43 protein-coding genes and 1 tRNA gene are annotated in these 24,533 nt (G+C 66.2%); 6 read left to right on the top strand and 38 right to left on the bottom strand.

Annotated elements, in window-relative coordinates; all coding sequences use genetic code 11:
- The 5 genes from AB663_RS11055 to AB663_RS17405 all read right to left on the bottom strand — a co-directional run bounded on the left by AB663_RS11055 (position 1) and on the right by AB663_RS17405 (position 4,433).
- The gene (locus AB663_RS11055) at positions 1-1,461 is read right to left on the bottom strand and encodes a phage portal protein (RefSeq protein ID WP_067198913.1); all 1,461 of its coding nucleotides are present in this window, start codon (positions 1,459-1,461) and stop codon (positions 1-3) included.
- Positions 1,458-2,876 carry a hypothetical protein gene (locus tag AB663_RS11050; protein ID WP_067198911.1) on the bottom strand — a complete coding sequence of 473 codons (1,419 nt, stop codon included), beginning with the start codon at positions 2,874-2,876 and terminating at the stop codon, positions 1,458-1,460. The genes AB663_RS11055 and AB663_RS11050 overlap by 4 nt, the downstream gene beginning before the upstream one ends.
- Before the next feature lie 28 nt (positions 2,877-2,904).
- Positions 2,905-3,270 carry a hypothetical protein gene (locus tag AB663_RS11045; RefSeq protein ID WP_067198909.1) on the bottom strand — a complete coding sequence of 122 codons (366 nt, stop codon included), beginning with the start codon at positions 3,268-3,270 and terminating at the stop codon, positions 2,905-2,907.
- A gap of 462 nt (positions 3,271-3,732) precedes the next feature.
- Positions 3,733-4,026: a hypothetical protein gene (locus tag AB663_RS11040; RefSeq protein ID WP_067198907.1), complete on the bottom strand. Its 294-nt coding sequence runs from the start codon at positions 4,024-4,026 to the stop codon at positions 3,733-3,735.
- Positions 4,027-4,043: 17 nt separating this feature from the next.
- The gene (locus AB663_RS17405; protein ID WP_198147858.1) at positions 4,044-4,433 is read right to left on the bottom strand and encodes an NINE protein; all 390 of its coding nucleotides are present in this window, start codon (positions 4,431-4,433) and stop codon (positions 4,044-4,046) included.
- 22 nt (positions 4,434-4,455) lie between these two features.
- Between AB663_RS17405 and AB663_RS11030 the strand changes: the two genes are divergently transcribed.
- Positions 4,456-4,923: a hypothetical protein gene (locus AB663_RS11030; protein WP_067198905.1), complete on the top strand. Its 468-nt coding sequence runs from the start codon at positions 4,456-4,458 to the stop codon at positions 4,921-4,923.
- Positions 4,924-5,072: 149 nt separating this feature from the next.
- On the opposite strand, the gene AB663_RS11025 is transcribed toward AB663_RS11030, so the two are convergent.
- From AB663_RS11025 to AB663_RS10885, 30 genes are read right to left on the bottom strand one after another with little or no spacing between them, the layout of a single operon-like run.
- The gene (locus tag AB663_RS11025; RefSeq protein ID WP_067198903.1) at positions 5,073-5,315 is read right to left on the bottom strand and encodes a hypothetical protein; all 243 of its coding nucleotides are present in this window, start codon (positions 5,313-5,315) and stop codon (positions 5,073-5,075) included.
- Positions 5,308-5,532 carry a hypothetical protein gene (locus AB663_RS11020; protein ID WP_067198901.1) on the bottom strand — a complete coding sequence of 75 codons (225 nt, stop codon included), beginning with the start codon at positions 5,530-5,532 and terminating at the stop codon, positions 5,308-5,310. The genes AB663_RS11025 and AB663_RS11020 overlap by 8 nt, the downstream gene beginning before the upstream one ends.
- Complete coding sequence (locus tag AB663_RS11015) at positions 5,525-5,974, bottom strand: hypothetical protein (protein WP_067198899.1); 450 nt, start codon at positions 5,972-5,974, stop codon at positions 5,525-5,527. Before AB663_RS11015 ends, AB663_RS11020 begins: the two co-directional genes overlap by 8 nt.
- Positions 5,971-6,213 carry a hypothetical protein gene (locus AB663_RS11010; protein ID WP_067198897.1) on the bottom strand — a complete coding sequence of 81 codons (243 nt, stop codon included), beginning with the start codon at positions 6,211-6,213 and terminating at the stop codon, positions 5,971-5,973. Before AB663_RS11010 ends, AB663_RS11015 begins: the two co-directional genes overlap by 4 nt.
- The gene (locus tag AB663_RS11005; RefSeq protein ID WP_157541034.1) at positions 6,206-6,415 is read right to left on the bottom strand and encodes a hypothetical protein; all 210 of its coding nucleotides are present in this window, start codon (positions 6,413-6,415) and stop codon (positions 6,206-6,208) included. The genes AB663_RS11010 and AB663_RS11005 overlap by 8 nt, the downstream gene beginning before the upstream one ends.
- On the bottom strand, positions 6,415-7,164 hold the full coding sequence (locus AB663_RS11000) for a hypothetical protein (protein ID WP_067198893.1): 750 nt from the start codon (positions 7,162-7,164) through the stop codon (positions 6,415-6,417). Before AB663_RS11000 ends, AB663_RS11005 begins: the two co-directional genes overlap by 1 nt.
- Positions 7,157-7,771 carry an ead/Ea22-like family protein gene (locus AB663_RS10995; protein ID WP_067198891.1) on the bottom strand — a complete coding sequence of 205 codons (615 nt, stop codon included), beginning with the start codon at positions 7,769-7,771 and terminating at the stop codon, positions 7,157-7,159. The genes AB663_RS11000 and AB663_RS10995 overlap by 8 nt, the downstream gene beginning before the upstream one ends.
- On the bottom strand, positions 7,764-8,081 hold the full coding sequence (locus AB663_RS10990) for a hypothetical protein (protein WP_067198889.1): 318 nt from the start codon (positions 8,079-8,081) through the stop codon (positions 7,764-7,766). The genes AB663_RS10995 and AB663_RS10990 overlap by 8 nt, the downstream gene beginning before the upstream one ends.
- Positions 8,074-8,727, bottom strand: a complete 654-nt coding sequence (locus AB663_RS10985; RefSeq protein WP_067198887.1) for a hypothetical protein — start codon at positions 8,725-8,727, stop codon at positions 8,074-8,076. Before AB663_RS10985 ends, AB663_RS10990 begins: the two co-directional genes overlap by 8 nt.
- The gene (locus AB663_RS10980) at positions 8,724-8,993 is read right to left on the bottom strand and encodes a WhiB family transcriptional regulator (RefSeq protein WP_083511214.1); all 270 of its coding nucleotides are present in this window, start codon (positions 8,991-8,993) and stop codon (positions 8,724-8,726) included. Before AB663_RS10980 ends, AB663_RS10985 begins: the two co-directional genes overlap by 4 nt.
- Positions 8,990-10,030: a hypothetical protein gene (locus AB663_RS10975; RefSeq protein WP_067198885.1), complete on the bottom strand. Its 1,041-nt coding sequence runs from the start codon at positions 10,028-10,030 to the stop codon at positions 8,990-8,992. Before AB663_RS10975 ends, AB663_RS10980 begins: the two co-directional genes overlap by 4 nt.
- Complete coding sequence (locus AB663_RS10970; RefSeq protein ID WP_067198882.1) at positions 10,027-10,206, bottom strand: hypothetical protein; 180 nt, start codon at positions 10,204-10,206, stop codon at positions 10,027-10,029. The genes AB663_RS10975 and AB663_RS10970 overlap by 4 nt, the downstream gene beginning before the upstream one ends.
- Positions 10,206-10,409 (bottom strand): hypothetical protein, encoded by a 204-nt coding sequence (locus AB663_RS10965; protein ID WP_067198880.1) that lies wholly within the window; start codon positions 10,407-10,409, stop codon positions 10,206-10,208. The genes AB663_RS10970 and AB663_RS10965 overlap by 1 nt, the downstream gene beginning before the upstream one ends.
- Positions 10,406-10,891: a hypothetical protein gene (locus AB663_RS10960; protein WP_067198878.1), complete on the bottom strand. Its 486-nt coding sequence runs from the start codon at positions 10,889-10,891 to the stop codon at positions 10,406-10,408. Before AB663_RS10960 ends, AB663_RS10965 begins: the two co-directional genes overlap by 4 nt.
- Positions 10,881-11,264 carry a hypothetical protein gene (locus tag AB663_RS10955; RefSeq protein WP_067198876.1) on the bottom strand — a complete coding sequence of 128 codons (384 nt, stop codon included), beginning with the start codon at positions 11,262-11,264 and terminating at the stop codon, positions 10,881-10,883. Before AB663_RS10955 ends, AB663_RS10960 begins: the two co-directional genes overlap by 11 nt.
- Before the next feature lie 21 nt (positions 11,265-11,285).
- Positions 11,286-12,476, bottom strand: coding sequence for an AAA family ATPase (locus AB663_RS10950; protein ID WP_067198873.1), 1,191 nt, complete (start codon positions 12,474-12,476; stop codon positions 11,286-11,288).
- Positions 12,473-13,213 carry a helix-turn-helix domain-containing protein gene (locus AB663_RS10945; protein WP_067198871.1) on the bottom strand — a complete coding sequence of 247 codons (741 nt, stop codon included), beginning with the start codon at positions 13,211-13,213 and terminating at the stop codon, positions 12,473-12,475. Before AB663_RS10945 ends, AB663_RS10950 begins: the two co-directional genes overlap by 4 nt.
- Positions 13,210-13,614, bottom strand: a complete 405-nt coding sequence (locus tag AB663_RS10940) for an HNH endonuclease (RefSeq protein ID WP_067198869.1) — start codon at positions 13,612-13,614, stop codon at positions 13,210-13,212. The genes AB663_RS10945 and AB663_RS10940 overlap by 4 nt, the downstream gene beginning before the upstream one ends.
- Positions 13,611-13,877: a hypothetical protein gene (locus tag AB663_RS10935; RefSeq protein ID WP_067198868.1), complete on the bottom strand. Its 267-nt coding sequence runs from the start codon at positions 13,875-13,877 to the stop codon at positions 13,611-13,613. Before AB663_RS10935 ends, AB663_RS10940 begins: the two co-directional genes overlap by 4 nt.
- The gene (locus AB663_RS10930; RefSeq protein WP_067198866.1) at positions 13,874-14,353 is read right to left on the bottom strand and encodes a hypothetical protein; all 480 of its coding nucleotides are present in this window, start codon (positions 14,351-14,353) and stop codon (positions 13,874-13,876) included. Before AB663_RS10930 ends, AB663_RS10935 begins: the two co-directional genes overlap by 4 nt.
- Entirely contained in the window at positions 14,350-14,694 is a 345-nt protein-coding gene (locus AB663_RS10925; RefSeq protein WP_067198864.1) for a hypothetical protein, read from the bottom strand. The genes AB663_RS10930 and AB663_RS10925 overlap by 4 nt, the downstream gene beginning before the upstream one ends.
- Positions 14,691-15,617 (bottom strand): RecT family recombinase, encoded by a 927-nt coding sequence (locus tag AB663_RS10920; RefSeq protein WP_067198861.1) that lies wholly within the window; start codon positions 15,615-15,617, stop codon positions 14,691-14,693. The genes AB663_RS10925 and AB663_RS10920 overlap by 4 nt, the downstream gene beginning before the upstream one ends.
- Entirely contained in the window at positions 15,614-16,759 is a 1,146-nt protein-coding gene (locus tag AB663_RS10915) for a YqaJ viral recombinase family protein (RefSeq protein ID WP_067198859.1), read from the bottom strand. Before AB663_RS10915 ends, AB663_RS10920 begins: the two co-directional genes overlap by 4 nt.
- Complete coding sequence (locus tag AB663_RS10910; protein ID WP_067198857.1) at positions 16,756-17,016, bottom strand: hypothetical protein; 261 nt, start codon at positions 17,014-17,016, stop codon at positions 16,756-16,758. Before AB663_RS10910 ends, AB663_RS10915 begins: the two co-directional genes overlap by 4 nt.
- Positions 17,016-17,555: a crossover junction endodeoxyribonuclease RuvC gene (locus AB663_RS10905; protein WP_067198855.1), complete on the bottom strand. Its 540-nt coding sequence runs from the start codon at positions 17,553-17,555 to the stop codon at positions 17,016-17,018. Before AB663_RS10905 ends, AB663_RS10910 begins: the two co-directional genes overlap by 1 nt.
- Complete coding sequence (locus AB663_RS17400) at positions 17,552-17,734, bottom strand: hypothetical protein (protein WP_067198853.1); 183 nt, start codon at positions 17,732-17,734, stop codon at positions 17,552-17,554. Before AB663_RS17400 ends, AB663_RS10905 begins: the two co-directional genes overlap by 4 nt.
- Positions 17,731-18,264, bottom strand: a complete 534-nt coding sequence (locus tag AB663_RS10895) for a hypothetical protein (RefSeq protein WP_157541028.1) — start codon at positions 18,262-18,264, stop codon at positions 17,731-17,733. Before AB663_RS10895 ends, AB663_RS17400 begins: the two co-directional genes overlap by 4 nt.
- A gap of 27 nt (positions 18,265-18,291) precedes the next feature.
- Entirely contained in the window at positions 18,292-18,558 is a 267-nt protein-coding gene (locus tag AB663_RS17185) for a hypothetical protein (RefSeq protein WP_157541024.1), read from the bottom strand.
- Positions 18,555-18,746 carry a helix-turn-helix transcriptional regulator gene (locus tag AB663_RS10890; RefSeq protein ID WP_157541021.1) on the bottom strand — a complete coding sequence of 64 codons (192 nt, stop codon included), beginning with the start codon at positions 18,744-18,746 and terminating at the stop codon, positions 18,555-18,557. Before AB663_RS10890 ends, AB663_RS17185 begins: the two co-directional genes overlap by 4 nt.
- Before the next feature lie 14 nt (positions 18,747-18,760).
- Positions 18,761-19,036: a helix-turn-helix domain-containing protein gene (locus AB663_RS10885; protein WP_067198846.1), complete on the bottom strand. Its 276-nt coding sequence runs from the start codon at positions 19,034-19,036 to the stop codon at positions 18,761-18,763.
- An 88-nt stretch (positions 19,037-19,124) separates the two neighbouring features.
- Here AB663_RS10885 and AB663_RS10880 point away from each other — a divergent pair, with 88 nt between their 5' ends.
- Genes AB663_RS10880 through AB663_RS10870 form a run of 3 tightly spaced genes read left to right on the top strand, consistent with a single transcriptional unit; the run spans position 19,125 to position 21,192 of the window.
- Positions 19,125-19,574 (top strand): hypothetical protein, encoded by a 450-nt coding sequence (locus tag AB663_RS10880; protein WP_067198844.1) that lies wholly within the window; start codon positions 19,125-19,127, stop codon positions 19,572-19,574.
- Positions 19,571-20,029 carry an ImmA/IrrE family metallo-endopeptidase gene (locus AB663_RS10875; RefSeq protein ID WP_067198842.1) on the top strand — a complete coding sequence of 153 codons (459 nt, stop codon included), beginning with the start codon at positions 19,571-19,573 and terminating at the stop codon, positions 20,027-20,029. Before AB663_RS10880 ends, AB663_RS10875 begins: the two co-directional genes overlap by 4 nt.
- The gene (locus tag AB663_RS10870; protein WP_157541018.1) at positions 20,026-21,192 is read left to right on the top strand and encodes a tyrosine-type recombinase/integrase; all 1,167 of its coding nucleotides are present in this window, start codon (positions 20,026-20,028) and stop codon (positions 21,190-21,192) included. Before AB663_RS10875 ends, AB663_RS10870 begins: the two co-directional genes overlap by 4 nt.
- A gap of 114 nt (positions 21,193-21,306) precedes the next feature.
- On the opposite strand, the gene AB663_RS10865 is transcribed toward AB663_RS10870, so the two are convergent.
- Positions 21,307-21,382: transfer RNA gene (locus tag AB663_RS10865), tRNA-Lys, on the bottom strand.
- 144 nt (positions 21,383-21,526) lie between these two features.
- Between AB663_RS10865 and AB663_RS10860 the strand changes: the two genes are divergently transcribed.
- Together AB663_RS10860 and AB663_RS10855 are read left to right on the top strand one after the other, a co-directional pair.
- Complete coding sequence (locus AB663_RS10860; protein WP_067202616.1) at positions 21,527-22,324, top strand: inositol monophosphatase family protein; 798 nt, start codon at positions 21,527-21,529, stop codon at positions 22,322-22,324.
- Positions 22,325-22,334: 10 nt separating this feature from the next.
- Positions 22,335-22,904, top strand: coding sequence for a hypothetical protein (locus AB663_RS10855; protein WP_067198837.1), 570 nt, complete (start codon positions 22,335-22,337; stop codon positions 22,902-22,904).
- Between the two features lie 67 nt (positions 22,905-22,971).
- Here AB663_RS10855 and AB663_RS10850 read toward each other — a convergent pair whose 3' ends face one another.
- Positions 22,972-23,949 (bottom strand): cation transporter, encoded by a 978-nt coding sequence (locus AB663_RS10850; protein ID WP_067198835.1) that lies wholly within the window; start codon positions 23,947-23,949, stop codon positions 22,972-22,974.
- Positions 23,946-24,350, bottom strand: a complete 405-nt coding sequence (locus AB663_RS10845) for a hypothetical protein (RefSeq protein WP_232304529.1) — start codon at positions 24,348-24,350, stop codon at positions 23,946-23,948. Before AB663_RS10845 ends, AB663_RS10850 begins: the two co-directional genes overlap by 4 nt.
- Between the last annotated feature and the right edge of the window lie 183 nt (positions 24,351-24,533).

The raw sequence follows: 24,533 nt of genomic DNA, 5'->3' as shown, positions 1-24,533 counted from the left end.
CTACGGAGTGGTGGTGGGTTGACCGGCGGATTCGACAGGTGCCGTCCCTGCATCCCCGCCCGAAGCGGGTGTGATCTGTGCGTTCGGATCGATCGGTGCTCCAGCGGCGGCCAGCAGTTGGCGCGCCTCCTGCTCCGAGATGACCGCCTTCCCCGGCGTTCCGAGGTACAGCTGCTGCACGAGGCGACCGATCTCGGCATCCCGCGCGTGCTGCGTCTGCGCTGCCGCTGCAGCGATTGCCGCGTCCTGCTTCGTCCATCCCGGGACCATCCGGAACAGTGGTTCGAGCGGGCCCGTGATGCTGTCGAACTTCTGCACGAAGTCGGACACCTGGGACAGCGACCAGGAGGAGACGTTCTCCCACTCGACCTGATCGCTCGTGGACTTCGCCGCTGCCTCGTCGCCGAGCATCGCCGCCGCCGTCCGCATCGCGAGCTCGTACCCCTCGCCGATGGACTTCTTCCGCGCGGACAGGTTCCGGTGGTACCCGGCCTCCGCCGCCGCGATGCCTTCCGCGCTCATGTTCACCACGGCGCCGAGCAGGTAGTGCGGCGGGACCTGCACGACAGCGGAGAAGTGCTTGATGTGCGCATCGAGCGCCGTCACTGCCTTGTCCAAGTCGGCGGCGGGGAATGCACCGAAACGGGCAGTCTCCCCCGCCTCACCGCCGGCATGCAGCAGCGAGTCCACGGACGCGCGGACTTCCGGGTCAACGTCGCCGCCGGCCATCCACTTCTGCGGGAAAGCTCCATACCGCTGCAACATCTGCAGCGTGAACGTCGCGTCAACGATCCGCTTGTACACAGACACCTTGTCCGCAATCGAGGAACGCGGCGCGGCATCGAGAGTGTTCGACACCCCGACCACCGGAGCCGCGGCCATGCCGTGCTCCTCGGTCCTCACATCGACCGGGGTCGCCGGCGTCCCAGAGAAGCGGTAGATCAACTCATCGTCAATGAGCATCCACTCGCCGTCCCAGAACGGCTTCGCTGTGTTGCGCGGCTTCCGGCGGTGCAGCACGTACCGGGGATACTCGTCCCACGGATCGTCGTAGACCGCGTAGGTGTCGAGCGCACCCATCGGCCGCATGACCACGCTGCCGGCATCCGCGCCGGGAAGGACCGCGACGAACCCACGGCCGAAGCCGACAGCATCCCGAGTCACGACGTCCTGGCGCCCGTCCATCCCGTTCGCGCGCCAGGCCCGCTCCCAGATGTCCGTGTTCGTGTACCCGGAGACGATGCAACCCTGCGCGATCGCGTCACGCGCGAACCCCAGCCACGGTGACGCCGACTTCCGCAACAGGTCCCGGTACTCCGCGTCCGCGTTGTCCGGCATCCACGTCTTCAGCAGCTGCCCGTCGATGTGCTTCTGCAGCGTCTGCAGCGGCGCCCACGCGGCCCGCGCATCCTTCTGCAGGTCGGCGCCGAGCGCACCCAGCGCAGCGTTGTCGAGGCTCATGCGTACCCCTTCACGATCGGGCGTTCACGCTTCGGCGTCGCCTCGGACTTCAGAACGCCCCACAGGGCCCACGTCACGGCCTGCGCCTGCGTGATCGGCTTCTTCGCATCGGATGGCTCCCACGTCTGCCCGCCGCCCCGCGTCAGCGTCCGGGTGCCGGCGAACTGCAGCGACGCGGTGACCTCCGGCTGGTCACGGTGAACGACGCCACCGCTGTTCGTGTGCTCAATGAACAGGGCGTGTGCGGCGGCGATCTCGTCGAGGTTCATCGCGAGGTACTTCACTCCGGCGCCCTGCAGCGCGTTGATCACCGCGACAGCGTTCTTCGGATCCAGCACGACCAGCGCGTTGCCGAGCTCCGCTTTCAGCGCCTTCACATACCCCGCGACCCACAGCGTCCCTGCGCCGGTCTTCTTGTGTTCGACGGCGATCCGATCGGCATCGACTCGGCGGGCAGCAGCGACCGTTGCGGACCCACCGCCACGTGACACCGCGAGCGCGATCACCGCGCCCGGAGCATCTCCCGCCACCGGGAACGGCCCAGCGTGATCGATCCACGCCTGCAGGTCGAGATCCGACAAGGACTCGGCCACGACCTCAGGGCGGTTCGGCCAGACCGCGAACCGCTCCCGCAGCAACTCGTCACGGTCCAACGCCCGGTCGACCTGCTCCTGCACGGTCTCAGGTTCGATCCATGTCCCCATCGCCGGGACGCCCTGCTGCCAGGTACGCGGGTCCGTCACGTCGATGCGCTCAGCGGCCTTCGGATCCTCCGCACCCTCGGGAGACCACTCCTGCCACGCCGTGCGGCGAGCACCTGCGCGGCCGCGATCACGGACGCCCTCGAACACCTCACCGTCGTTCTCCTCGCCAGGCACCGTGCCTGCAAAGATCTCCTGCCGGTTCGGGATCGTCGACTGCGTGTAAGTCAGCGCCTTGCGCGCGGCCGGCGAGAGTTCCTGCGCCTCGTCGTAGACGATGTCGTTCGCGGCGAATCCACGACCTGAGCCCTTCGAGCGCGCCACGAACCGCAGACGGTCCCCGAGCAACTGGCCCGGCCGCTTCTTCAGGACGATCGCTTCCTTGCCGTTCGCCGTATAGACGTGATCGACCATGTCCATCAGCCGCTCGTTCGCCGCGACGATCGCAGCGACCTTCTCGAACGTCTCCGTCGCCGTCTTCAACTCGTGCGCCGTGTGCAGCACGGTCCGCCGGCGCCGGTCAGGAGTCGGGAACAGGAACAGCCTGGCCAGGTCGAACGCGACCAGCGCCTCGCTCTTGCCGTTCTGCCGAGACACCAACAGCCCGCACTCCGACGCCGCCCACCGACCATCCGAGTCGATGTCGTGCCACGCCCAGACGACGTACTCCTGCCAGTCCTCGAGCTTCATCCCCGCCGCCGTGGCGAAGTCCACAGCGAGCTCGCCCCAGGACCCGACCGCGTCAGGACGATTTTCGAGGCGCGGGCGCTGGTCGCCGAGAAGCGTCTCCAAGGAAGGCAAACGGATCAGCCTCCTCCGCTGCAGGACCCGCCGGGGCGGTCCCACTGACCTTCACCAACTCGTCGACGAGCTCCGAATGCCGCTTCGACAACTGCACGATCTTCAGCGGATCAGCCTCCGCGATCGCCTCCATCGCCCGCTTCACGAGCGCCATGTTCGCCAGCAGCTCCGCACGCGCATCCACGTCACCCTGCGGAGCCGCCGGCATCGCCACAGACCCACCCGGCAACGCCACAATCGGCGCCGACTGCGCATCATCGTCCGCGCTCGCACGACGAGCAGCCGAATCGGCCTTCATCGCCGCCATACACGCGGCGTCGACAGCCTCACCCTTCCGCCTATGTCTCTTGTACGCCGACAACGTGCCGCACGGAGCGGGAGGACGAGCCATACCAGCCTCCAATGCGATGCGAACACCAATACGAATGCGAACAACACGCCAATCGACCCGGAGAGAGACGAGGGCAGGCCGAGCGGGAGGTGGCCCTTGTCTGGGTCCTTGGGGTGTACCCCTGGGGTCCTGGGGCATACGATGACCGCATGGCAAAGCACCTCATGTTGGGTACCACCGGGAGTAGCTGGCGCTTGGCGCCCGGAGTTGATGTCGACCGATTGTCTGCGCAGTTGCGAGATGCGACTCAGACCGGCGTTGTTGTTCCGGTCGCCTGCGTCCCAGCAGACAGGCTGGAGCCGCAGACAGTCTGGGTCAATCCTTCTCAGCTCGGATGGTGGTCGATCGTCGACCTCGCTGACGCTGACGCGTAGTCGGCTAGCTGGCCTCCCAGATCTCTACCTCTGCCGCGTCACCCTTCCGGCTATTGCAGCCGAGGTGCATCGGGACCAGGTCCTGCTTGACCATGTGTCCACCGTTGCCGAGCGCTTCGGGGTGGTCGGCGCTGAACGACATCGGGTCGGGGTACGGGATCGATAGGTCGAAGGGCTCACCGCATCCGTAGTTCCCGCCGTATCCGCACGGCAGGTTCTCTCGTTCGACGCGGCGTTTCAGTGCGGCGCGCTTGCGGCGGTACGCCTTGTATCCGCGGCCGTGGTGGAGGTCTCCCATGCTGACCTCCCGCCTACTCACTGGGACCGCATGCCGTTCGCAGTTCGGACCATGCTGGGGATGATGAAGAGGTCGACGATCCACCAGACCGCGGCGATCGCGACCATGACGAAGCCGATGAAGATGAAGGTCAGCGCCCAGCCTCCCCACCACAGGACCAGGAACGCTACTGCGGAGCCGATCTGGCCGAGGTAGAACCGGTGGGCTGCGAAGCCGCCGAGCAGGATCGCGAGGAGGTAGGCGATGCCTGTGTCCTTCATGGGTCGCGCGGGCTGGTAGTACGGCGCAGGTGCGACGGCTGACGGTGCGTGCGCGAGCTGGCCCCATTGGTGCCCGTCCCACCACTGCATGTGTCCTTGCTGGTTCGGGTACCAGCCGGGAGGCGGGGTGTTGGGCGCCATGGTCATGCGATCACGATAGCGTGACCGCATGGACTCCCAAGCGGAACTTGCTCTGAATGTCGTGCTCGCGATCACGAGCGCAGTTGGAGCTGGCATCGCCATCTGGCAAGCGGTCGTCGCGAAGGGAGCCCGGGATGACGCCGAAGTGCACGCGAGGCGGGCGCTCGAGATCGCCGAACGTCAATCGGCCGCGCAGGAGGCCATCGCTGCGCGACTGAAGCCTGCGCCTTGGAGCGACCTCATCAACGTGTCTGGTCAGCTGTACGCGACGAAGAACACGTCGGGTGAGGCGTTGACGATCACCAACGTGTCAGTGACGCCCGATTCAGCGTTCCCGATGTTCAAGCCGCGGACGCCGATTCCGTCGACTCTCCAGCCTGGCGATGCGTTCAGGGCGATGCTGGTCGGCAGATACGGTCTAGCCATCGACACTGTGGTGGTCGAGTGGACAGCCGCGTCCGGCGAGACCGGAACGACGAGGCTCGCCAAGCCTTGATCCGAGCGGGCGGCTGGCCGGAGATCCAGCCGCCCGAGTGGGATGGGGCAGTACACGACGAACGCCCCGACCGGATTCGGTGCGGGGCGTTCCTCAGTTCTGTCTGATCATTACTGTGCGGTATGACAGTACTCGTCCGCAAGATCTGATCATTCGGCGTGTCGCGTGTCGTCGTCGGTCAGCATTCTGCGTAGTCGGTACTGGTGTGGTGGCCATGCGGTGAGGCGGTCCCGCCACCAGGCGAGGAGGATGGTCTCGTCGACGACTCGGACGCGTTGCCCGTCGCGGACCTCCCACCCCATCGGCATGCCTTGTCGTCGCCACCTGTTGATGGAGCGGATGCTGCGCCGCACCCTCGTGGCCGCTTCCCGGTAGGTGAGGTATTCAGCCATCGGGTGCCCTTTCGATCGGCACGCCGCAGGACGTGCACCAGGGACGTGTGAGAGTCGCGCCACCCCATGAGCGGATCGGCTCGGCCAGGTCGTGGCCGGCGTGATGCTCGGGTGTCCGCGGGATCTGCTTCCGCACGAGCGCGTCGTATTGCTGCTGCCACCACTCGGGCGTCTGGTCGAGCTCAGCGCGGATGCTTGCCGCGATCGGCTCAGGCATCGCCGTCTCCCTGCTCTACCGGCACCACGGACACTGCCAGCACGTCAGCTTCGCCCAGGGCCTTCCACGCCTCGCGAGTGAGGGTCAGGCTCGACACGTCGCCGCCGATGCCGCCGAACTTCGCGTGGTACATGCCGTACCGCTCAATGAAGACGTGTTCGCCTTCCGGTTCCTCGGCTACGACACCAGCCCGCACCTCTTGGAGCTCGTGCAGGCCGATCTGCACGCCGCAGTCGCCGCACACCACGATGTCCGAGTTCAGGGCATCGCTCGCGACGACAGGCTTCGCTCCGCACCGTGCGCACGAAACGATGTGCTGGGCTGCCCGTACCTCGGCATCATGAGCAGCCAGGGCCCGGTCCCATTCAGCCTCGGATGCCATCGCGGTGTACGAGGTGGCGTAGTCCTTCAGCTCCTGCATCGTCGGGGTGTACTCGCTCATCGATCTACCTGCCCTTCCTGCTCAGCCAGAGCGTGCTTCCGGCCTCGCTCGTACTCGTCACGCAGCCGCTGCTCCTGGTGCTCCTCGAATCCCCTGATCCACTCGCCACCGTCGAGTGCGTCCGCGGCTAACCTCAGCCGCATCGACGCCTCACGGAACGCATCTTGGACCGTCTTGTCGATCTGATCGCGTAGCGCCTGCTCGTCGATCTGGATGTTGATGCTCGGCGATTCAGCCACGGTTCTCTCCTCCTTGTCCGACGACGGCCGGAACTTCAGTCGTGCTCATCTCGCGTGATAGGACGATGTAGCTCGGCTCGACCGTCCACGTCGCGTCTTCGATGCCGAACTCTGACAGGGCGTCCGCCAGTTCCGCCACCGAGTTCTCGTTGTCGATTCGCACGTACGCGACCTTGTAGTTCACCTGGCGGTCATAGAACATCAGGCCCATCGCTCACCCCGCACCTCGGCAGCGGCGCGCAGGGCGGCGCGACTAAACCGCTCCCACACCCAGTCATCCCAGATCGGAGTGTTGGCCGGTCCCTGCTCACACATGGCCTCAGCCCCGGCTATCACCGCCGCGTCGGACGGTTCGCCCTGCGGCTCGCACGGGGTCTCGCCGTCCAGCACTTCCGCCGCAGTGAGGGCGTGACCGCAGCGTCGGCAGATGCCGTCCCGGTCGCGGCCATGCGCAGATGGGTCGCCGTCCAGGATGCTGAGGATGTCATCACAGGCGTTCGCATACCCGGCATATGTCGCCGAGTCTGCACCGTACCGACCCCGGATGCTGTCACGCTCCTTGGTCGCGAACTCGCGCACCCGGCGCAGCACTTCCCGCTCGTCGTCGGTCGGGGTGTGCACGGCGCGGCGGGCGTTCAGCCCGTCCTCGAACCCGCGCATGTGCCACCGCAGGGCGGCATCACGGCCTACGGGGTCGTCCTGCCACGTCGGGGCACCCTCGTGCTTCGCGAATGCATCAGTGGCGGCATCCATCAGACTGACCCGCTCGTCGTCGGTCTGGGTGTGCGCCTGCTCGGCCGCGAGCACCTCTGCGCGAAGCTCGTCCAGGACGCGGAGCGTGCGCTCGGTGAAGCAGTCCGCGCGTACGAGGCGGTCGACGGCGAGGTCGACTCCTCGGAGGATGGGGTTCGTCGCGATGGGGTCGCTCTCACCCTGGAATCGGTCAGCCACGGTCGGCCTCCTTCTGCTTGTCGTAATCGGTGAGGATGTTGATGGCGCTTCCCCGGGCCTGCGTATCCGACACGTCGTCGGCATCAAGGATTGCCAGCGCCTTCTCGATGGTCTCCTCGGCGCGGGAGAGGGCGGAAAGCACGTCGGAGACTGTTGCCCCTGCGAGTATCAGATTCGCCTCCAACTCGTCCCGCTTCTCCTCGGCGCGGGAGAGGGCGGCTTCGGCGCGATCTGCGCGCTTCGCCAGACGCATGAAATTTCCCGCTTGCTCATCGTCGGTCGGGTCGTATCCGTGCTGAGCCGCACCGATCCTCCACGCCTCGTCCGCCCGTTCCCGCTCCTGTCGGAGCTCGGCAATCAGGGCGAGGACGGTGGACGGGTCAGCGGCGGCGATGTACTCGGCGTCCTCGTCGCGAGACCAGGAGCCTCCGCCTTGCTCGTCCTGCGGTGTGATGACATTCGTCCAGTCATTTTCTGAGATTCCCCCAGCGATGCGGTCTGGGACGCTGTAGGGCCGACTCCATCCCGAGTTGTCGAGAACCCACGGTCCCGGCGTTGCCGCCTTCGCGAGCGCTTCGAGCGCGTCCAGGTCTACCTTCTCACTCACTTCTGTCCCCCTTCTGCTTGTCGTAGTCGATGAGGATTTCCTCGATGGCAACTATCGCGTCGTTGTCGGACTGCTCGAAGTCCTTCACTTCGCCGTCGATGCGCTCGATGGTCTCCTCGGCGCGGGAGAGGGCGGCTTCGTACAGCGCCGCATCGGACTTGTGCCGTCCTGCCGCGTGACTCGCCTCGTCCCGTTTTCGGGCGTGGAACCTGACCGCCTGGCGCAGCGCAGAGTTGATCGCTTCCAGCTCTCGAATGTCGGATGCGAGCTTCTTGGCTGTCGCCTTCCACAGTGCTGCGAAGTCAGTCATGAGTGTCTTCCTCTCTCGTGTAGACGGCTCCACACACTGCGCATCGGGCCTCTCCTACGTCGCCGATGATCCAATCCACGACCACGGCTCTCTCGCCGCAGCCGACCATCCGGCCTTCCTCGTCCTCCCCGATGCACAGGCGCCGATGCGAGGGTCGCTCGATCGGTGGGATCACGTACCGGGTCATGAGCTTGCGGATGAGCGAGAACAGGTGATCCTCAGAGTCCTTGAGCGCGAGCGCGTGGACCTTCTCCGCCCGATCGATGAGCCACGCGATCAACTCGTACGCGGCCCTGTACGCCTCGTCCGGGCCCATCCATGCCGGGATACCCCGGACGCTCCCTTTGACCGCCCAGGACGCTCCTGCGGCCCCTGGTGCGGGGTCTTGCAGCCTCTCCGCCACTTCCCCGATGTACTCGACCAGGGAGGACCAGAGGTCGTCACAGTCGTCGACGGGATCGAGGCGGAATGGTGCGGGTGTATCTCCCCCACCTCCCCCGACACGCTCTTCGAGGCTTCCGGCCTTCATCGGGTTCGCGCGGTCACGGAGGTGCTCCAGGAGGACGGGCAGCTGATCGAGGTGCTGCTCGTAGCGTTCAACCCACCGGCGGAGTTCCGCCTGGAAGATGTCGGTGTCCGTGATCATGCGGCCCTGCCCTCTCTCCTGATGCGTTGCCGCTCCTTGGGGCTCTTCCCGCCCCAGATGCCCACGGTCTCGTTGTGCTCGAGCGCGTAGGCGAGGCACTGCCCGATGACGTCACAGCTCTGGCAGATGCGCTTCGCTTCCGCGCCGCCCTCACCACCCTTCGGGGGGAACCAGAGGTCTGGGTCGCTCTGCGCACAAAGCGCGTCCCGCATCCACGGGGCCGGGGTGACGAGAACTTCCGTGAACACCCTCATCGTGTCGGTCATGCCGCGCGCCTCACCTTCGCCCAGAAGGGACGAGCGAGATCCAGCCGGTGATGCCGTTGCGCGAGCTTCGCGATCGCATCCATCGACCGGCCCAGAGTCATCGCGACCTGCTCCACCGGTTCCCCGGCCTCCAGCAGCCACTCCACGTCCTCGAGGATCCGTTCGCCCTTGGTCTGCTCATCGACCTCGACGGTCGGCGGCTCCGGGTCAGTGTCGATGTCGTCCCACGCGAGAGCCGGCAACCAGCCGTGCAGCTTCGCATACCGCTGCGACCGTGAGAACGCGATCTTGTCCCGCCACTCGGCGTGCGGCGGCTCCTGATCCCAGAGCTCGTCGAACAGGTCACGGACGGCGATCCACGTCGACACGAGCACGGTGTCGCGCTGCATGAACGTGGAGAAGTTCGACGGGTCCAGTCCGAGGAGGTTCGCCAGCTTCGACATCGACCACCCTGCGACGACGAGCGCTTGCAGCCGACGATGAGTGCCCGATGCCGCGATCTTCTGCCCGGGCGCGAGGTTGTCGATCACCGGTTGGATCGCGAGGATCTTCTCCGCCGTTTCCCGCTTCACTCGCTTCTGCATCTCCCCGAACCGCGGTCCCGGGTCCTGCCGTCCCCAGACGATCGTGCGGACCGGTGTGGACGACTTGAAGCCGGCGAGCTGCGCGACCCGCTTGTACCCGATACCGAACTCGCCCAGCTTGAGGACGTGCTCCCGCACCGGGGCGACATCGACCAGGCCCGTGTCGAACCGGCCGTACGCCTTCTGCTTCTTCCGGTTCCGTTCGCGCGCGTTGTGCGCTTCCACGCAGGGTTCGCAGCGGCACTGGTGCTGGATGAAGCACGTCGAAGCCGAGGCATGCTTGTGGTCGTCCGGGCACACGTGGTCGTGCTTCTTCGGGCGGGGTGGGAGCTTCGCGTGCGCGGTGAGCTCCCCCGCCTTCCACGCGGCCTGGTAGTGCGCGTGGCAGAGGCGGCGGGCGACCGGCTTCCGTGAGCATCCGCGGTGGGTGCACGTCTGCGGCTTGCCGGTCATCGCTCAGCCCTCCTGCATTCGGCCTCGTAGCCGTGTGCGCGGCGCATCTCATCGACAGCGGCCTTCACGACCTGCGGGCGAGAGCACACGTCCTGGCCGCAGGTGCGGCAGGTGGCCTGCCAGCGCTTTTCACCGTCGACCTCGACGGCGCGGATGGGTGGGTATGAGAGCGGCATCAGCCTGCCTCCTTGTCTGCTCGTGCTGCCGCGTGGCAGTCGCTGCACGTCGCGTCCTTGAACGGCGCCGTGCGGTCGTTCTTCCGGCCGCAGTACCCACGGCCCTTCACCGGGGACGGGGCGCACACACGGTGCGCGTCAGGGGTCGAGACACGGTCGGTCTTGTGACCGTCCCGCCACTGCTTGATCGGACCCTCGCTCATGAGTCCATCTCCGCGAGAGAGAACAGCGCACAGTCGTCGGCGGGCGCCGTCTTACGATCAGGGACGTACTCGTCCACGGCGTGATCAAGGACGGCCTGCGATTCCCGCTGCTCCGCCCTCACCTGCCCGTAGATCGCGCGCGCCCACTCCGGGATGATCTGGTCCAGGTCGGCGGCGTTTCCGCCGTCCCATCGGTCCTGCCAGATGACCTTGCCGGTTGAGAGGTCGACGACGCGCATCGCGGGGATGCAGACGCCTCCGGTCCAGGCGATGCACATGTGCACGGCCTCGTACCGTGACTTCTTCGGCGCCCAGTGCTTCGACGCATTACCGTTCTCCATCGGCGTCCAGACACCATCGTGGTACGACTGCATCTGGAACCCGGTCGGTGACCAGCCGAGAGCTGCGAGGCGCTCCTCAGCGGTGTGGCCGAGCGCCTCAGCGGTCTTCGTGCACGCGGGGCAGAGAGCATCAGAACTCACCTCCCCAGGTGTCGCTCGACTGCGGGGTGCTCCATGCATCGCCTGTGGCCTGCGGCGTCCACGAGTCGGTCTCCGGTGCCGGATCGATCGGCGGCGCTGATTGGATCAGACGCGCCGAGTACACCGACACGTCGACAGCGGTTCTCGTCTCGCCGTTGCTCTCGTACTCACGGACCTTCGTGCCGAGGAATCCGGATGCGGAGATCCGCTGCCCCTCCTCGACTCCCGGGTGATCGTTGAACCAGAGCGTGTACCGCTTCCGCCCCGTCTCCCCGTTGCGCATCTCGAACGTCTCCGTGACGCCCACGCCGTACCCGTGCTGAGTGCTGAACACGCGATCCACGATCACGTTCTCCAAGATCAACTTCGCCATGTCCCCAGTTCCTTTCGTTGGTCAATCCACCGGCCGCCACGGCCAGCGCTGAGTTCCTGTCACACCGGGAGCGGCGCGCCCGAGCTTCGCCGGCCACCCTCGGGCATCCCGGTCGCCCCGCCACCGCACCATGTCCACGTGCAGCGGGTTCTTCTTCGAGCGCCGCAGCCCGTAGCCGAACTCCGGCCAGCCCATGAGCTGCGACGACCCGCGAGGTCGCAGGTCGCGTTCTCCCTGCGGGTTCGTCTGATGCCCTGCATGCGCTTCGATGACGAGCGCCAGCCCCCTGTCCCGGAGCGTGTCGAGCGCACCCAGCAGCGGGGCTGCATCCTCGTCGTTGTTGAGCTTCGGAGCGAGGCGGTACATCGGGCCGATGAAGAGCATGTCCGGGGAGTACTGGTCCACCAGACGGTGCACCATCCCGAGGTCGATGTCCTTCGTCAGGTCGAGGCGGCGCATGCAGGCGAGATGGAGGCGCTTGTACATGTCCTGCCCGTCGAGCATGTTCATCGACGGCGCCCACCGTCGGGTCTCACGCCCCCACTGCTTCTCCGTGTTCTCCGCATCCACGACCAGCACCCGCACCGGGTCGATCGGGTACTCCCGGAACGGGTGGATACCGGCGGCCGCGGTGATCGCGAGTTGGCGGATGAGGGTCGATTTCCCGCCGCCCTCGATCCCGGTGATCATGAACCGGTCCCTGCGTTCGAGCAGGTCCGGGATCACCCAGTCGTACTCGACCTCCTGTGTCAGCACCTCGTCCAGCGCCATGGCGTGTACGTCCTCGATGGTGTGATGCTCACGGAGATCACGAAGCTCGTCGGCAGTGCGGGAGATCAGCTGCTCCGGTGGCATCGTGTCCGCTGCTTCCTGGACGCGTGCAGCGATCACCTTGAGACCGCGAGCGAGCGATGCTTGCCTCACCTGTGCCGCGTAGAAGTCCGCATTCGACGCCGTAGGCACCGCATCCACCCATGCGGCGAGCTGTGGGAGCTCGACACCCACCACACCCCACTCCGCCAGATGCCCGTACACGGTGAGGTAGTCGATCGGCTCTCGCGTCGTCGACATGTGCGTGATGCCTCGATAGATATCCCCGAGACGCCCGTCGTAGAAGTCCGACGGCATCACCTCGGCCTGGACCTTCCGCAGCACAGACGAGTCCTTGATGATCGCCCCGATCACCGCGCGCTCCGCATCCACGATGCTCATGCGCGGTACATCCACTCATCACGCCCGTAGTCGGGCACCTCTGGATGTTCGGCGCCGACGCGAGGAGGAAGCGGCTCGTCATCCCACCGGCCGGCATTCAGCCACGTAGCAGGGTGAGGGATGAATTGCTTCTCCGGCAGATTCGGGTCCGCAGCGAACCGACGAGCGCCCTCAATGATGACCTCGGGCTCGGTGCTCTTGGCGGCCTTCTCGAACGCCTTCCGAGCGGCCTCCTTGCCCACCTTCCGCGGGTAGATCAGATAGAACTCAGCGAAGCCAGGACGCACTCTCGCTACGTCTATTACGTCTTTACGTATAAGAGATGCGTGCTCGTCGGATTTGGAACCGAATTCTTGCTCGGTTGGAACCGAATCCGTCTCGGATGGAACCGAATCATTAGGCCCGTCCGGCGCGATCGGTTCCAACTTGGAACCGGATTGCCGAGCCCAGGGGACGATGATCCGAATCTCGTTCGAGCGCCCCTTGACGCCCTTCACCTGCTCAATGAGATTCGCGTCTCGGAACTTCGCCATGATCCGAATGACCGTCGATCGAGAGACGCGCGCCTTCCGTGCGAGCCCACGGTAGGACAGGTCATCGTCTTCGGTCAGGAACCGGCATCGCCCGTTGTCGTCCGCGACATCAGCGAGGGCGAGCAGGAGGATCATCTCGTTTCCCGCGAGCTCGGCAGTCTCCTCGCCGTGCCAGACCCAGCTCGATACCTTGACGCTCATCACGCCACGTCCTTCCACATGCTCTCCGGTGAAGGCCCTTCCTCCACCGGGATGAATCCGCCCTCGTCCGTGAGGAGCACATGCCCCAAGACGGCGTGGACGATCGATACCTCGTCGGCCCTCAGCACGCCTCGCGGCACGAGGAAGCCGAGCTCACGTGCACGGTCACGGTGCTTCTCCACCCACCCGTGGCATCCCGTTGTTCCGCTGCCGCACAGCACAAGCCCGTTCGCGGCACGGTTGATCCAGTCCGCACCGGCACCACCCATCCCGCGAGGGCGACGATGATGCACAGACCACGCGACACCCCGCTCGAGGTGAGCGACGTGACGGCCGCAGCGCGCGCAGCATCCGAGGTCGCGGACGATGATCTGCTCCGACACTTCAGCGCTGAACCCGCTCACAGCGGCACCACCGTCACGAGGTCGTCGACGGTGTACGCGACGGTCTTGCACGACGCGCACGCCACCATCGAGAGGATCGACGTCGACAGGAACTCCTCGATCTCCCGCCGCTTCCTCGCCCAGTGATCCGTGCAGTAGAACGCCTGGTCCTGGCATGTGCGGCACGCGATCGACAGCTGCGCCGCATGACCGCCCGTCAGGCACGGCACCTCGAAATCCAGACCCTCCAGCACGACGGTCTCTTCATCCAGCAGGACGCTCATGCCCCACCCCCGAAGCCCTGAGCCGAAGCCCGATCCGCCGCGCGCTGATCCGCACGATCAGTCCGGTGGTTGTCGAGAGCCGACTCGAGCGTCTGCAGGAAGTTCCGCATCGCGCGTTCCCGCTGCTCCGCCACCAGGTACGCCAGGTGCAGCTCGTACGCCCGATCCGACGCACGAGCGATCTGCTCAGCCTCCGCACGAGACGGCGGCTTCTCCCCCGTCGCGCGGAGACGCACAGTCTCAACGTCGATGTACCGCTCATACGCGGCCTTCGCTTTCGCGAATGCCTGCCCAGCGTCGAGCAGCTGCCAGTTGAAGACGTAACGGAGGGCGACCACCCGGGCGCCGAACGACGCCCCCGGGCCCGCGTTGGTGATCGCGTCGGCCAGCTGCCTGTGCAGCGGGTTCTCCTCGTCCACCTGGTCGAGGCCGATGATGTCGCGGAGGATGGCCGCGACGCCCGGGTGCACGGTCATGACAGGCCCAGCGCTTCCTTGATCTCGGGGCGAATGACAGGGTGATCCTCCGCGTCGCTGATCTGCGTCGCCTCAGTACGCTCGTACTCGATGAGACCGTGCAGGCCGTCACTCGCCAGAGTCGCTCCCTCGTCGTAACTCGATTCCTGGATGCTCGCGTTGCCGCTGAGTGCAGTAAGCGCGATGAGGTTCGCGATGCGCTGCTGCTCGACGAGTGCCAGAGTTGCGTTCACCTGCGCGGCGGCCACCGACGCCTGCGCCTGGTCAGAGGTCATCGCCTTGCTCCCGACGAATGCCAGGAGTCCACGCGCCTCCGCAGCGTGGTCGATTCGCTCGCTCACGACGCACCGCCCTCTCCGGGCTGCACAGTCGGCCACGTCAGCGTCTCGGCCGGCTGCTCCTCGACGACCTCGGCGTCCTGCACGTCCTCTGCCTTCGGCGCCGACTCGAACACGCCCTTGAGGTTCTTCAGCAGGGTGCCGAGCATCACTCCATCGACCGCCTCCGAGAGCGCCCCGAGCGGCTGAGCCTCAGCCCAGATCGCCCCGAGCTCATCCACCGTCCTCGCCGCAGCAGCCTGGTCGAACCAGCGCTGCACGTCCTCGTCCGTGAACTTCGGCTGCTCCACCTGTGCGGGCGGCTGCTCCTGCGGGGCCGATGCGGGGGCATGATCCGCCTGCGCCATCTCGTCGCTCGTGTAGAGCCCCGAGAAGTCCTGCGGGTACGCCTTGCGCAGCGCCAGCGCCTCGGCCACCTTCGACGTCATCAGCGCGGGCATCTTGCCCCACTGGCCTGTCGGCTGACCGTCCTTCAACGGCACGTACTCGTCGTACCGAGCGACCGCCGTCACCGGCTTCACGAACCCGTCGAGGTAGAGCGTGATCCGCGCCGCCGCCGGCGGGCCAGGCTCCAACCAGACGTCACGCCACACCCCGTCAGGACCACACCAGTGCTCCTCCATCCCGCGGAACGTCTTCTTCCGATCCCGGATCACCCGGAACCCATCGATCGACGTCTGGATGGTGTACTTCGTCACCCACTGGCCGTTGACCTTCGACCGCCGCCCGATCATGTAGATCTGCCGCGCGAACGGGTCCAAGCCCGAGCGCTTCGCCTGATGGAAGAACGCCTCGATATCCCCACGAGGAGCATCCCCGAGACCCATCTGCACCAGAGCCGCGCGCTGCGCGTCGTTGAAGAACGTCTGATCCGATGCGATGACGAGGTTCGTTTCGACCTCACGTGTCGCTATTGCCGTGCTCATTCCTCTGATCCCTTCTTGACAGCCGTCACCGTGAGCGGTGAGCGCGGCTTCACGATCTGCGTCTCCGTGCGCGTGGTGGTGTGCTCTTTCAGCACCTCGGCCCACGCGATAGCCGCTGCCTTCGACTCCTCCGTGGACCTCTGCAGGCGCTCCCATACCTCCGGCGCGGCGGCACGAGCGGCCTCGATGTCCTGCTCGACGACCTCGACCTCTTCCTCATAGGGAGCCGTATAGGTGATGCGGGCGGAGGATGACTCCTGCTGGTAGTCCTCGCCGATCTCATCGAGCTGCGCGAGCAGTGCCTTCCACGCCGGGTCCTTCTTCGCCTTGCCCTCAGCCTCGATCTGACGGCCTCGGATGACGTCGACGGCCAGAGCGTCCAGGACGGGCGAGAACGGCTTCTCAGGCGTCTGCTGCGCCTGCGCGAGAGCCTCATCGAGCTTCACCAGCCACCGGTCGGCAGCCTTGATGAGCTTCGCGATCAGAGGCTCCACGAACGAGCGCCGGATGCGCACCCGCTGGATCGGGAAGGGCTTCGGCCCGGTCTCCATCCGCCACGTCTTCCGGTCGTGCTCATCCCAGCCGGACCAGTCGTCGTTGTGCTGCTCCCAGACGAACTCGATCTCTGTCGCGCCGCAGCAGTAGAACTGCCACGCCATCTGCGACAGGTAGCCCGACCTCGCGAAGTATGAATCCTGATCGACATCGAGGAGGTATCCGTCCTCGTCGATCGGCCCAGGGGTGAGGTCATGCTTGGAGGTCTTGATCTCCGCGAGATGGATGTCGTCGTCCCAGGTCACGAGGATCGCGTCAGGTGTCGCCGCGTGACGGGAGTTCTCCTGTGCGTGATAGAGCACCCCGCACTCGGAGTAGCCAGACCCCGCGAGCTGCGCGATGATGTGCGGCTCGCGGAGATTCCCCCACTCCGTGTACTGGTTTCCGTGGAACGACTGGACCCCGGAGACCTTCTCCTCGATGATCTTGTTCTTCTCACGCGCAGTGCCAGCGAGGAAGACCTTCGCCTCGGTCGCCGTCACGACACCGCGGCGCGCTTCCAGCCACCGCTCACGATCAGCCGACGAGCCGAGCGAGCGAGATTCGAGGTCCGCGAGTACCTGCGGGACGTACGTCTGAGCGCTCACGCCGACACCTCCTCGTCGTCAGCGATCTCGGCGTCGGCATACCCACGCACCACGTCGACGAGCTCGGCGGTCTTGTCGAACGTCGTTCCGATCAGCTGCATGTAGTCGGCAGGACGGATGAAGTTCCCGGCGTACGCATCGGCACGGTCAGGGACAGGCACGTCGATCTCGATCAGGTCGGGTGTGCCGACGCTGACCGGCCCGTGCCCACCGCTCGTGTACCCGCCGCGAGAGACGGTGATCTTGATGGAGGCCATCAGTTCTTTCCCTTCGTCCACGCCTTCGGCATGTGCGCCGCTGGCAGATCAATCACCGGAGACCCGGCGAGAATGGATGCCCCCACCGCGATCCACACGGCATCGGCTTCGTCGTTGTTGCGCACCTGCGCCTGCGGGATACGCCGCTCCGTCGCGAGCAGCACCTCGTCCTTCTGCGCCGTGCCCTTGCCCGTCGCGAGCTGCTTCACCTGGTTCGTCGTGACGATCAGCGGCTCCGTCGCCGTGCGCACCAGGTGCTCGGCGGTGCGATGCCAGGCGTAGTGCAGGCGGTCCACCGCGCGGCCCTTGCCCGCGAACGCGATCCCCTCGATGCCGATCACGTCACCCGGCCGCCAGTCGATAGCCGCGCCCAGATCCCATGACAGGTCCCGGATGCGGTCGTAGTAATCGGCCAGGTTGTCGCCCGTCGGCTTCGATCGGAGAGTGAAGACCTGCCAGTGGACAGAGGTCAGCCGGTCGTCGACGATCGCGATGCCGCAGCTGGTGGTCGAGTAGTCGATCCCGATGTACCTGGTCATGCGATCACCGCGATCCCGTACACCGCCGCGACGATCGCGACCACGGCCAGCACACCGCCCGTGACGACGTTCGCGAGGAACCGCGCCCGTCCCGGTACCAGCCTCGGCAGCTTCACCGGAGACGTCACCGCCGGGATGCTCTCGGCGTACTTCGGAGCGTTCACCTTCCGCGCGATCACGACGCATCCTCCGGCCAAATCCGGCGGGCGGCGATGATGTCGTGCGCGTCCCACGATCCACCGTGATCGCGGAACCGGTCCGCCTGGAAGATCGCCGGATACTCACTCGGCTCGTCGCCCATGGTCAGAGACCTCGAGGGCGTGATGATCCACACTTCGCCCTCCTTCGCGTCCTCCCACGGCTTACGCTCCGGGTGAGCCTCGAAGTACTCGAACGCGACTTGCGCCGGCACGCGGTTCTCGGCATCGTCGACCACGTCGCGTGCGAACCTCTCCGAGAGGCCCACGTGCTCACCGACCACCAGCGCGTCGTAGCCGATCAAATAGACGACGTAGTTCGGGTGGACCCTCGACCGCCACCGCCCGAGCTCCTCGTCACGCTTCGCCTGGAAGTACTCCTCGGCATCCATCGCCGTCTCTCGCGACAGGTACCCGTGACCGTGATCGAACCGGACCGACCCGTCCTCCTGCGGCTTCACCAGCCGCCCGCTACGTGCCCTGAACTGCGCAGTTTTCTCCTGCATATCCATCCCCATCCCTGAGATTCGTGTTGAGAGTCAGCGGGTCCAGAACCCGCGAGTGAAGGCGCCGATCGCCCAGAGGAAGACGGCCAAGAAGACCGTCGCGAGAAGCAGCAGCCCGTCGCGCTCACGCGACACGAACAGCCACAGCACGAGCGTCGAGACCGAGAGCACGAGCGACGCCATGCCGATCACGACCCGCGCTGACCCGATCCGGTCAGATCCGGGCTGCTCCCCAGCAGAGCCCGGACCTGCCGTGGACCCGTCCCCACGGGTCTGCTCCGGCCCCACACCGGAAGTCATGACGCCACCCCATGCACGACGTCGTAGTCGTCCATCTCCGAACGGAGGTGGGCGTCCAGCTCGTCCTGAAACCAGCCGTTCAGCCGCCCCCGCTTGTGCGGCTCCGGGAACTCCCCGGCCGCGAGCTTGTTCCGCAGCGTCTGGACCGCGATCCCGCAGTACGCCGCCGCGGCCTTCGTGTCGAACACCCGCCCGCGGCTACTCACGACGCCACCGCCATGGCGTCCTCATCGGCCGGGACCTCGACCATCTCGACAACCTCGCCGAGAGCGAGACCGAACGCCTGCGCGATGCCGACCACAGTTCGGAGCGTCGGCTCTTCTCCGGCCTTGAGCCGGTTCAGCGTCGCGCGGCTGACGCCGATCATGCGGGCGAAAGCCTCGTCGCTTCGGATGCCCGAGTTGAGCTTGAGTCGGTCGAGCAGGCCCGGCCGGATCTGCGCCGACTGACTGGCCTGCGGTTCGTTTGCCTGAGTCATGAGGCAACTATCTAACGCATGAGTCATTGTGTCAACTCAATTCATCAAATGACTTGCGCGCGATACAGGTGTGCCTCATAGTTGAGACATGAACATCGCCATGAAGTGGATCGACGAGGTGCGCGGAGCTGACTCCATCCGAGAGGTCGCGCGCCGGACGGGCATGAACCAGGCCACGCTCAATCGACAGATCAACCTCGACATGCTCAGCTTCGAGTCTGTGCGCGACATCTCACGCACCTACGGTCGCGTGATCCTCGCGGACCTTGTCGCCACAGGCCACCTCGCGCAGAGCGACGTCGGCGTTGACGACATCGCCAACGCGCTCAACGCGGCCACCGACGCTCAGCTCGTCGCAGCCGTCGCCAATCGACTCGGCGTAGACCTCAGCATCTTCGACAAGCCGATCACAGAAGCGTTCTCCGAGGCCGCGAACGTCACTCACCTGCACCGCAATGTCGGACCCTCCACGGACGATGAGGAAGAACTGCCGGCCGTCGCACGACCGGCAGAGACGGAACCCACGGACGAGCAATGACACCCATCGACAAGCATCTGCTGGACATCGCCGACGCGCTCGACGTCCGCATCGACTACAAGCCCCTGTCCCCCGACCGGGACGGGCAGTACGTCCACGCCCGCAAGGTCATCCACCTCCGCCCAGGCATGCACGCCCGCCACCACAGGAGCGTTCTCGCGCACGAACTCGCCCACGCCGTGTTCGGGGACGTCCCGTCGAAGTTCGGGCCCGTGAACGCGAAGCAGGAACGGCGTGCGGAGGAATGGGCGGCACTGCAGCTCATCGACCTGAACGAGTACCGGTACCTCGAGCATGCCTACGGCGGGAGCCCCGCCGGCATCGCGCTCGAGCTCGGGGTGATGACGAGTATCGTCAAGGCATACCAAGGCCTATTGCTCCGCATCGGCGACACCACCTACCTCGACGCAGGCATGGGCGCCGGTCAGTGGCGTCACCGAATCGAGGTCGCATGATGGGGCGACCTCCACTCGAGCTCGAGACGTGGGGGAAGATCCGCCGGACGACGATCGACGGCAAGCCCACCGCTGTCTGCCGGTACCGTGACAGTGACGGCGTCACCCGCTCTATGCAGCGCCAGGGCCGCACCCCTGCTGAAGCAGAACGGAACCTGATCAAGGCGCTGAAGAAGCGTCTCGCGCCGGCCGGCGAAGATCTCACACGGGAGTCGACCATGCGCCAGCTCGGCGCGAAGTGGCTCGCCGATGAGCTCCCGCAGCGTGACCTGGCCACGCAGAGCGTGCGCCGGTACACCGACCTCATGAACCGGATCATCGTCGGCGGGATCGGTGACGTTCGCTTGGGAGAGCTCACCGTACCGAGGGTCGACCGGTTCCTCGCGAAGGTGAAGGACCACAACGGGGAGGCCGCGGCCGCCACGGTGCGGACGCTTCTGCTGCAGACGCTCGGCTATGCCGTCAGGCAGGGAGCGCTCGAGCGGAACCCTGCCGAGGCGGCCCGCACGATCCGCCGGCAGAAGAAGGCGGAGGTCGCGCTGAGCGTCGAGGACATCTGGAACATCCGCGACCTTCTGCGGGCTCGCGACGAGGGTCGGGACAAGCAGGGCAGGCGACGCTACACGCGGATCGCCGACGTCGCTGACATGTACATCGGCACCGGCGCCAGGACGAACGAAGTCCTCGCGTTGCAGTTCGAGGAGAACGTGTTCCTCGCCGGCGCCGTGCCGTTCGTCCGCCTCGACCGGACGCTGATCGAGCGTGACGACGGGAAGCTCGACGTGCAGGCGAAGCCGAAGACCGACTCGTCCATCCGTGACGCGAAGCTGCCGCCGTTCCTCGTCGACATGCTCATGCGCCGGAGGGTGGAGTCTGACAGCGGCATCGTGTTCCCGTCATCGACAGGCACGTACCAGTGGGACAACAACCTCATGCGGCAGTGGCGGGACGCGCTGCGCGACTCACCATATGGGTGGGTGACGCCGACGAAGTTCCGGAAGGCGGTCGCGACGCTGCTCGCTGACGAGGTCGGGACGAAGGCCGCAGCTGACCAGCTCGGAAACTCCGAAGAGGTGGCGGAGAAGCACTACGTCAAGCGCGCCCGTCGGCAAGGCCCGGATGCCGCCCGAGAGGTGTTGGAGACGTTCTTTCATCGGGGCTAGGTGTCGGCTCAAAACGACGAGTAAGTGGCGGATCCCCGGCGAGGTGTCATCCGGAAACACAAAAAGGCCCGGCCAGGAAACGAGTCCTGGCCGGGCCTTTTCTGGTGATTGGTGTGGTGCGCCCCCAGGGACTTGAACCCTGAACCCACTGATTAAGAGTCAGTTGCTCTGCCGATTGAGCTAGAGGCGCGTTGCCGGTTTCCCCGGCCGAGGAATTACATTACCAGCCGAGACCCGAGGCGCGAAATCGACGCATCGCGTACGGATGTCCGCGCGTGTCGCGCTGGGCGACTCACAGCAGGCCGCGGGAACCCGGCCGACTATCCTGGGAATCGTGACTTCCACCATCCGCCACGACGACCTTTCGCGCGATCTCGATCTCGCCCTTCGACTCGCGGATGCCGCCGACCGGCAGTCCTTGCCGCGCTTCGACAGTGCGGACCTCGAGATCTCCACCAAGGCGGACATGTCCCACGTCACGGACGCCGACCTCGCGACAGAGCGCGCGATCCGCACGCTCCTCCAGGCCGAGCGCCCCGACGACGGGATCTTCGGAGAGGAGTTCGGCACCGAAGGCAGCACGCACCGTCAGTGGATCATCGATCCGATCGACGGCACGGCGAACTTCCTCCGAGGCGTCCCGCTCTGGGGCACCATGATCGCACTCGCCATCGATGGCGTCCCCGAGGTCGGCGTCGTGAGCATGCCAGCGCTCGGCCGACGGTGGTGGGGCAGAACCGGCGCCGGAGCGTGGACTGCGACGGACAACGGACCGCGGCGCATCCGCACGTCTTCGGTGAACTCGCTCGACGATGCGAGCGTCAGCTTCCAGAGCATCTCCCAGTGGGCGGAATCGGGCCACCTCGATCAGCTGCTGCGACTGGCCGACCGCGTGTGGCGTGATCGCGCATACGGCGACGTGTACTCGTACATGCTCCTCGCCGAAGGACGCATCGACATGGTGGCGGAGTTCGGCGTGAAGGAGTACGACATCGCCGCTGCCGTTCCGATCGTGCGTGAAGCAGGCGGCCGCATGACCGGGTTCGACGGCAGCGACTCCATTTCGGACCTTTCGGCTCTCGCGAGCAACGGCCTCCTCCATGAGGCGTTCCTCGAGCTGCTGCACGCCTGAGGAGCCGGCCATGTCCCTCCGCCACACAGCCGCGCCTCTCGCAGCGCTGCTGCTCACTGCGACCATCGCCGGGTGCACCGGAGCACCGCAGACGTCCACCACGACCTCACCACACCCCACCACGACGTCAGCACCGCAGACGCGCACGCCCACACCGGTGCCCACACCATCGGCGACAGCCGCCGCCGCGACGTGTGAATCGATCATCTCGCCAGGGACGGTGAAGGCGCTCACCGACGTCGGTTGGAGTGCGGAAGAGCGCGAGTTCACGATCGGCGACCTTGTCCTCAAGGATGGACTGCTCTGCCTCTGGGCGGACTACTCTGTGGTCTCCGACCACGGCCAGCTCTACGGCTGGTCCCCCATCGAGGATGAAGATGCGGCGCAGGCGCAATCCTGGCTTCTGAGCCAAGGATGGATCCGCGAAGACGGCGACGACGGGACCTACATCACCGAAGACCCCCAGTTCTCGCTCGGCACGGACGACGACGGCTACGGCATGACGTATCTCTTCGGCGACGGATGGGTGAAACTGTCCGACACCAGGCAGGGTCTCATCCTCATCGACGGCGACGGCTGACGCGCCGCTCGTCCCCGCTCCCCCGCCCTCAGCCCGTCCCGCCGGAGTGCCGGAACAGGCCGCCCTCCTAGCTCGCGGTGTCAGCTTCAGCCGGGAGCCGGTCAGAGGGAATCACGACGACGTCCTGCACCTTCCAGTCGAGCCGGGAGATTCCGCGCGCTGCCGCGTTGACGCGGTCGACCGACACCTTCTTCTTCGTCGGTACGACGAAGGCTTCGACGTGGAAGACCTGCCCCTGGTCGCGTATCCGAACCGCGGCGTCTGCGACCCAGGGCTGTGCTCGAAGGTGGCGGACGATCTCCCCCGCGAGCGGGTGCGGTCGTTTGTCGTCGTACGTACGGGCGCGCTGATCCATGAGGTCGACGATGGCGCCCTTGGTGTTGCGCACGCCGTCCCAGATGATCCCGAGCGAGATGAACAGCGCCGCCGCCCCGTCCAGCCACCACAGGCCGACGCCGACGCCGAGCACGCCGATGATCGACGCGGCATTGGTCTGCCAGTCGGCCTTGGCCATGTCGGCATCCGCATAGAGCAGCTTGTTGTGCAGCACCGGCGCCAGCTTGGCCTTCGCCGGACCGTAGAGGAACACCGGACCGACCACGACGACGACCATGACGGCCACCATGAGCCAGCCGAGCCAGACGGTGGTCCCGAAGAGGTCGACCGTGCCGATGGTGGGATGCTCGGCGCTGATGAGCCCGGTGATCGCCTCGATGGCGAGGTTCACGCCCACCGCCAGCAACGCCACACCCGCCACGACGTGTCCGACACCCATCGCACGGTGCAACCCATACGGGTAGTCCACCGTGGGCTTACGACGCACGAAGAGGAGAGCAGTCAGGAACGCCACCTGCGGGATCAGCGACAGCATGTCTTCGACCCACGCCGTCCGCATCGCCTGAGAGTTCCCCACGACGAACGCGACCACGGTGATCGTGATGCTCGTGTAGCAGATGGTGAAGAACTCCCAGCGGATGGCCTTCTTCAGGGCCGTCTGCTGCTCGGGCGGGAGATCCGACCTTCCGAACGTGCTCTCGCCGCTCACGGCCCGACCTCCTCGTCGAGGTACGTCTCGAGCTCGCTGAGGAACGCGTTCTCACCGAGCGGGACGAGGAGAACGATGTTTCGGCCGTCAGCGCCGTCGATGTCGGGGTACCCGCGCGTCATGCCCGCACGTTCGAACCACGGCGATTCCGTCGTGAAACCGCCCACGAGGAGGTCCAGATCTCCGTCCTCGAGCAGCCCGACGAGCGTCTCCTCGCTTCCCACGGTCCACTCGGCCCGCGCGTCGATGCTCTCCGAGAACCCCTCGACGATGTCGACGAGCGGCCCCGAAGGCTTCTCCCCCTCAGCCGTGACGAGCCCGGGGTCCGGCGAGGCGCCGACCCGCAGGACTCCTCCTCGTGCATGCTCGAGGGTTCGGTCGGGATCTGCGGGAATGGACATGCCACAGCCGACGAGACTCGTCGCGACCACGACACCCGCGGCCGCCGCCAGGACCCGCCTGATCCGGGCAGCACTCCCGGAGGACAGACATGCCTGCATAATCGAACGGACCACACCCCCAACATGCCAGCGAATGTCCTGGGATACCAACTGGTTGACCAACCAGCTAGACCTCACTAAGGG

Origin of the sequence: Microbacterium sp. XT11, assembly GCF_001513675.1 — a bacterium.
Lineage (GTDB): Bacteria > Actinomycetota > Actinomycetes > Actinomycetales > Microbacteriaceae > Microbacterium.
This window is presented reverse-complemented; position numbering and strand designations above follow the sequence as displayed.